A 5,874-nucleotide genomic window follows, 5' to 3' on the forward strand; every position below is an offset into this window, starting at 1 on the left:
AACGGAGCACCCCGGATGGAACAACGTCCTTAGGACCTACAACTAGCGCTCGCGGGCACCGCCAGTAGGATCCGCGCCCAGGGCGCCGCGGGTCGATCGCGGAGCTCCGCGATCGACGGGGGAACCACCGGCATGGGCGAACAGCACGCGGGAGTCTCGGCAGCACTGGCCACGGTCGACCAGGGGGCCTGCGACGCGATGGCGGCGCGGATCGCCGCCGCGGTCGACGCCGAGCCCGCCGCCGAGGACGCCGCGGGCCGCTGGCGCACCGACTACCTCGACAACCCCGAGGTCGTCCCGCTGAACTTCACCAAGTGCTTCGCGATCCTCGAGGCGGCCGGCGGCGGCAGCCTCGAGGGCCGGTCGATCCTCGACATCGGCTGCGGCGGCGGGGGGTTCGTGACCCAGGCGCGGGCGCTCGGGATGCGGCCGGTCGGGATCGACATCTACACCGGCCAGGCGCACTCGCGCTCGGCGGCGGAGGGACTGCTGCGCTCGCGCGGGGCGAGCGAGCAGGAGATCGCCGAGATCGTCCGCGACGGCGACATCACCGAGCCGGTCGGCGACCTGGCCGATCGCTTCGACTTCTCGATCTCGGTCGGGATGCTCGAGCACATCCCCGATCGCGACGCTCGCCGACGCGCGGTCGAGAACATGATCCGGGTCCTGAAGCCGGGCGGCACGATGCTGCTGATCTGCGGGCCGAACCGGCGGATGCCGTTCGACCTCTTCCACTACGGCCCGCGGTTCCCGTTCTACCACCAGCTGCCGTCGCGGCTGAAGGCGCCCTACATGCGCCGCCTGATCAAGCCCCGCCGGCCGGATCTCAACGAGGTCCAGACCGCGACGACGTTCCTGACCGGGGTCTCGATCCGCGAGATCGAGGCGGCGGTCCGGACCGTCTCGCCGCAGGCCGAGATCGCCCAGGCGTTCCCGATCTTCGTGCGGATGGCGGTCTCGCGCGCGTGGCTCAAGCGCCCGGCGGCCCAGGTCGTGGTCCAGGCGGTCAGCCGCCTGCTCGTGCGGACGAAGTCCGAGCCGCTGATCCTGATCGTGGCCACGCGCCGGTAGGGACGACCGGATGAGCGCTGGACTCGCCGCGCTGCTCGACGACGTCGCCGTCCTGGCGCGCGCCGCGGCCGCATCGATCGACGACGTCGCGGCCGGCGCCGGCCGCGCGAGCGTCAAGGCCGCCGGCGTGATCGTCGACGACGCCGCCGTCACGCCGCGCTACGTGCAGGGCTTCAAGCCCGAGCGTGAGCTGCCGATGATCAAGCGGATCGCGATCGGATCGCTCCGCAACAAGATCGTCTTCATCCTGCCGGTCATCCTGCTGCTCAGCGAGCTGGTCGACTGGCTGCTGACCCCGCTGCTGATGGTCGGCGGCGCCTACCTCTGCTTCGAGGGAGCGGAGAAGCTGTGGGAGGCCGTCGGCCCGCACCGCCACGACGCGGGGGACGAGACCGCCGCGCAGGGCCCCGGCGACGAGGAGGCGCTGGTCGGCGGGGCGATCCGCACGGACTTCATCCTCTCGGCGGAGATCATGGTGATCTCGCTCAACGAGGTCACCGACGAGCCGCTCCTCGCTCGCGCCGTCATCCTGGTCGCGGTCGCGTTCGCGATCACCGCGCTGGTGTACGGCGCGGTCGCCCTGATCGTCAAGATGGACGACGTCGGCCTGCGCCTGGCGCGGACCGGCGAGGGGGCCGTCGCGTCGCTCGGCCGCGGCCTGGTTCGCGGCATGCCGGTGGTCCTGTCGGTGCTGTCGACGGTCGGCATCGCGGCGATGCTCTGGGTCGGCGGTCACATCCTGCTCGTCGGCCTGAAGGACCTCGGCGCCGCGTGGCCCTACCACCAGGTCCACCACCTCGAGCAGGACGTCCACCACGCCCTCGGCGCGCTCGGCGGCGTCGGCGGATGGCTGACCAACACCGTCGCCTCCGCGATCCTCGGCGTGATCGTCGGGGCGATCGTCGTCGCCGTCATGCACCGGGTCCACCACCACGGCGGCGACGAGGTGACCACGGAGGGCGGCCCGCTCGAGGCCGCGTGAGCATCCGCGGCTGCTGGGGTCGTGCCCATCGGGGTGGCAAGATCCGCGCATGTCGCAGATCGCCCCAGTCGTCGTCCTGCCCGGAGAGGGCCACGCGGTCGAGGGCCCGGCGGGCGGGCCGCTGACGTTCAAGGTCCGTGGCGAGCAGACCGGTGGGGCGCTCACGGCGCTCGAGAACGTGATCGCTCCCGGGGACGGTCCGCCCCTGCACACCCACGGCGCCGAGGACGAGGCGTGGTACGTGATCGACGGAGCCCTGCGCTTCCGCCTCGGCGACGAGGTGGCGGATGCGCCGGCCGGGTCGTTCGTGTTCGTCCCGCGCGGGACGCCGCACTGCTTCCAGAACGCCGGCGAGCGTCCGGCGCGGATCCTCGTCCTGTTCACGCCCTCCGGGATGGAGCGCTTCTTCGATCGCTTCGCCGCACTGCCGGCGTTCGACCCGAGCGCGTTCTCCACGCTCGGCGCCGAGGCCGGGATGGACGTCGTCGGCCCGCCGCTGCGCGGATAGCGGCGCGGCGGCTGGTCGGAACGCTCGCGCTCGCGGCGCCCCCGGCCTGAAGGTCTCGGTCCGCCAGGTCGGCAGCCGGATCCAGGGCCAGAGCCGGGAGTTCGCGAGTAGGCCGGCCAGGACTCGAACCTGGATCTGACGGATTATGAGTCCGCTGCTCTGACCAATTGAGCTACCGGCCCGCCGACGCGAGCGTCGTCGCGGACCTCAGCCTGTCAGAGCGGCCGGCCGGTTCGTAGCGTCGTCGATCCGGGTCGTGGCGAGACAGATCGGTCGGACGGATCACGACCCGCCGGGAAGGAACGGCGGCCGTGAGGAAGAACAGGTCAGCGCCCATGAAGCGCACGGCCTCAACTTCCCCGACCGCACTCGCGCCGATCGTCGATCACCAGACGCTCACCGAGTACATCCAGTCGCGTTTCGACGAGTTCTCGCGGTCCCAGAAGGACGTCGCGCAGTACATCGTCGACCACCTCGACGAGGTCGCCTTCCAGACGGCCGAGGAGCTCGCGCGGCGCGCGAACACCTCGAGCTCGACGGTCGTGCGGTTCAGTCAGGCGCTGGGCTTCCACGGATTCCCAGACCTGCAGGACGCCGCCCGCGACGAGTACCGCCGCCGGGTCGAGGCGCGCGGGGGAGGCGGGGGCGAGAGCGAGCCGCTGTTCGGCCTCGACCAGAGCCCCGGCGAGGCGTCGATCGCCGCCGACCACCTGGCCGTCGAGGAGACCGCGCGCCGCGTCTCGCGCAGCGTCCTGGAGCAGGCCGTCGCCGACATCGGCAAGGCCGACCGCGTGATCATCGTCGCCGCGGACCAGGTCGCCTACTTCGGCACCTACTTCCGCCACCTGCTGATGCTGCTCGGCGTTCAGACGGACATCGTCGCCAGCCATGCGCAGGAGGCCCGCGCCCGGCTCGCCCGCCTGGACGAGAACGCGGTCCTCGTCGGCATCACCGCCGGCCGCGCGCACCCGCTGGTGGTCCGCGCGCTGCAGCTGGCGCGCCACCGGCGCGCCAAGACGATCGCGATCACCGACGCGACCCTGTCCGAGGCCGCGAAGCTCGCGCACCACTCGCTCTTCTACTCGTCGAACAGCCCGTCGTTCGTGCGCTCGCACGTCGCCCTGCTGTCGCTGCTGCAGGCGCTCGCCCAGGGCGTCTACGCCAACGACGGCGCCCGCGCGGACCGGATCCGCGCCTACCGGCTGAAGTAGCCGCTCGCGCGCGCCGGTCCACCGATCGGGGAATGGACCGCTGGGCGGCCGTTCTCGGCCGTCCACTCGCGTCTACACTCGATGGTCGAATGCGCGACGAATCGACCATCCGTGTCAAGACCGGCCTCGCGGAGATGCTTCGCGGTGGCGTGATCATGGACGTCGTCGACGCCGAGCAGGCCCGGATCGCCGAGGCTGCCGGTGCGGCGGCCGTCATGGCCCTGGAGCGGGTGCCCTCGGACATCCGCCGCGACGGCGGGGTCGCCCGCATGAGCGACCCGGAGATGATCAAGGGCATCCAGGAGGCCGTCTCGATCCCGGTGATGGCGAAGGCCCGGATCGGCCACTTCGTCGAGGCCCAGATCCTGCAGGCGCTCGAGGTCGACTACGTCGACGAGTCCGAGGTCCTGACGCCGGCCGACGAGGCCAACCACATCGACAAGTGGGCCTTCGACGTCCCCTTCGTCTGCGGCGCGACCAACCTCGGCGAGGCCCTCCGGCGGATCGCCGAGGGCGCCTGCATGATCCGCTCCAAGGGCGAGGCCGGCACCGGCGACGTCGTCGAGGCGGTCCGCCACATTCGCTCGATCCGGGGCGAGATCAAGCGCCTCGGCACCCTCGACGGGGCCGAGCTCGGCACGGCGGCCAAGAACCTGCAGGCCCCGCTCGAGCTGGTCCGCTGGGTCGCCCGCGAGGGCAAGCTGCCGGTGCCGCTGTTCTCGGCCGGCGGGATCGCGACCCCGGCCGACGCCGCGCTGATGATGCAGCTCGGCGCCGAGTCGGTCTTCGTCGGCTCCGGCATCTTCAAGTCCGAGGACCCGGCGCGCCGCGCCGAGGCGGTCGTCGCGGCGACCACCCACTTCCAGGACGCCGCCCGGCTGGTCGAGGTCTCGACCGGCCTCGGCCAGGCGATGCAGAGCCTCGAGGCGCGCAAGCTCGCCGACGACGAGCTGCTCGCCGGCCGCGGCTGGTGAGCGTGGGCGAGGGCGGAACCGGCTCGGCGGACGGGCGGGGCCCGGTGATCGGGATCCTCGCCCTCCAGGGCGGGGTCGTCGAGCACGCCCAGCTGCTGCGGGCGTGCGGGGCGACGGTCCGCGAGGTCCGCACCCCGGCCGGGCTCGAGGGACTCGACGGGCTGGTGCTGCCCGGCGGCGAGAGCACGACGATGACGCTCGGCATCGCCCGCGAGGGCCTGGCCGAGCCGCTGCGGCGCTTCGCCGCGTCCGGCCGGCCGCTGCTGGCCACCTGCGCCGGGCTGATCCTGCTCGACCGCGACCACCTCGGCGTGCTGCCGATCGCCTGCGAGCGCAACGCGTTCGGTCGCCAGATCCGCAGCTTCGAGAGCGACGTGACGGTCGCCGGCCTCGACGACGGGCCGATCCGGGCCGTCTTCATCCGCGCCCCCCGGGTGACCGAGATCGGTCCCGGCCCACCCGGCGTCGAGGTCGTGGCCGAGGTCGATGGCGCGGTCGTCGGCGTGCGATCGGGAGCGATCGAGGGCTACGCCTTCCATCCCGAGCTGACCGACGACGCGCGCATCCACGAGCGCTTCGTGGCCGCCGTCGCCGCGGCCGGCGGCGGCGCTCGCGACGCCGCCTAGCGCGGCATCTCGAGCGGCGGCAGCTGCGACGGGTCGGTCGGCACCGTCTGCCGCGCCGGCGACGTCGGCGTCGGGGTCTGGTCGTCGCTGCTGAAGACGCCGGCGGCGGCGAGCGCGGCGAGCAGGACGATCACCAGCAGCACGGCCGGGATCCCCAGCTGCCGGACGACGGTCGCGACGACGCCGTGCGATCGCGGCGCGGCGGTCGCCGGCGGGGCACCGCCGGCGGTGATGGTGGCCGGCAGCACCGTCGTCGGCTGCTCCGGCTGCGGGTGCGGGTCGGCGTGCAGCGGCTCGGCGGATGCGGGCTCGGGAGCGGGGACGGCCGCGTAGGACGGCGGCTGAACCGCGTCGTGCGCGACGTCCGGCTCCCGCGCCGGCGGCGGCTCGTCGTGCGGCGGCGAAGGCGCGGCGGGCACGGCGTCCGAGGGCGGCGCAGCGGCGATCGGGACGGGCAGGGGCGCGGCGGGAGCGGGCTCGACCGTGGCGACCTCGTGCGGCG

Annotated in this window: 6 protein-coding genes, 1 tRNA gene and 1 pseudogene; 6 read left to right on the plus strand and 2 right to left on the minus strand. The window is 73.3% G+C overall.

The window, feature by feature from the left end; all coding sequences use genetic code 11:
• Nucleotides 1–132 precede the first annotated feature (132 nt).
• From PAI11_RS10395 to PAI11_RS10405, 3 genes are read left to right on the plus strand one after another with little or no spacing between them, the layout of a single operon-like run.
• Nucleotides 133–1,071, plus strand: a complete 939-nt coding sequence (locus tag PAI11_RS10395) for an SAM-dependent methyltransferase (RefSeq protein ID WP_007574060.1) — start codon at nt 133–135, stop codon at nt 1,069–1,071.
• A gap of 10 nt (nt 1,072–1,081) precedes the next feature.
• On the plus strand, nt 1,082–2,053 hold the full coding sequence (locus tag PAI11_RS10400) for a DUF808 domain-containing protein (RefSeq protein ID WP_007574062.1): 972 nt from the start codon (nt 1,082–1,084) through the stop codon (nt 2,051–2,053).
• 49 nt (nt 2,054–2,102) lie between these two features.
• On the plus strand, nt 2,103–2,561 hold the full coding sequence (locus PAI11_RS10405; RefSeq protein WP_007574063.1) for a cupin domain-containing protein: 459 nt from the start codon (nt 2,103–2,105) through the stop codon (nt 2,559–2,561).
• Between the two features lie 108 nt (nt 2,562–2,669).
• On the opposite strand, the gene PAI11_RS10410 is transcribed toward PAI11_RS10405, so the two are convergent.
• Nucleotides 2,670–2,743, minus strand: a tRNA-Ile gene (locus tag PAI11_RS10410).
• Between the two features lie 153 nt (nt 2,744–2,896).
• Here PAI11_RS10410 and PAI11_RS10415 point away from each other — a divergent pair.
• From PAI11_RS10415 to pdxT, 3 genes are all read left to right on the plus strand, one after another.
• Entirely contained in the window at nt 2,897–3,772 is an 876-nt protein-coding gene (locus PAI11_RS10415; RefSeq protein WP_007574065.1) for a MurR/RpiR family transcriptional regulator, read from the plus strand.
• Nucleotides 3,773–3,861: 89 nt separating this feature from the next.
• On the plus strand, nt 3,862–4,746 hold the full coding sequence (gene pdxS / locus PAI11_RS10420) for a pyridoxal 5'-phosphate synthase lyase subunit PdxS (protein WP_007574066.1): 885 nt from the start codon (nt 3,862–3,864) through the stop codon (nt 4,744–4,746).
• A gap of 44 nt (nt 4,747–4,790) precedes the next feature.
• On the plus strand, nt 4,791–5,372 hold the full coding sequence (pdxT, locus tag PAI11_RS10425) for a pyridoxal 5'-phosphate synthase glutaminase subunit PdxT (protein ID WP_007574068.1): 582 nt from the start codon (nt 4,791–4,793) through the stop codon (nt 5,370–5,372).
• Here pdxT and PAI11_RS10430 read toward each other — a convergent pair.
• Nucleotides 5,369–5,874, minus strand: a pseudogene (locus PAI11_RS10430) (hypothetical protein); the annotation flags it as partial. The gene pdxT and the pseudogene PAI11_RS10430 overlap by 4 nt on opposite strands.

The organism is Patulibacter medicamentivorans, from assembly GCF_000240225.1.
In the GTDB taxonomy this organism is placed as follows: domain Bacteria; phylum Actinomycetota; class Thermoleophilia; order Solirubrobacterales; family Solirubrobacteraceae; genus Patulibacter; species Patulibacter medicamentivorans.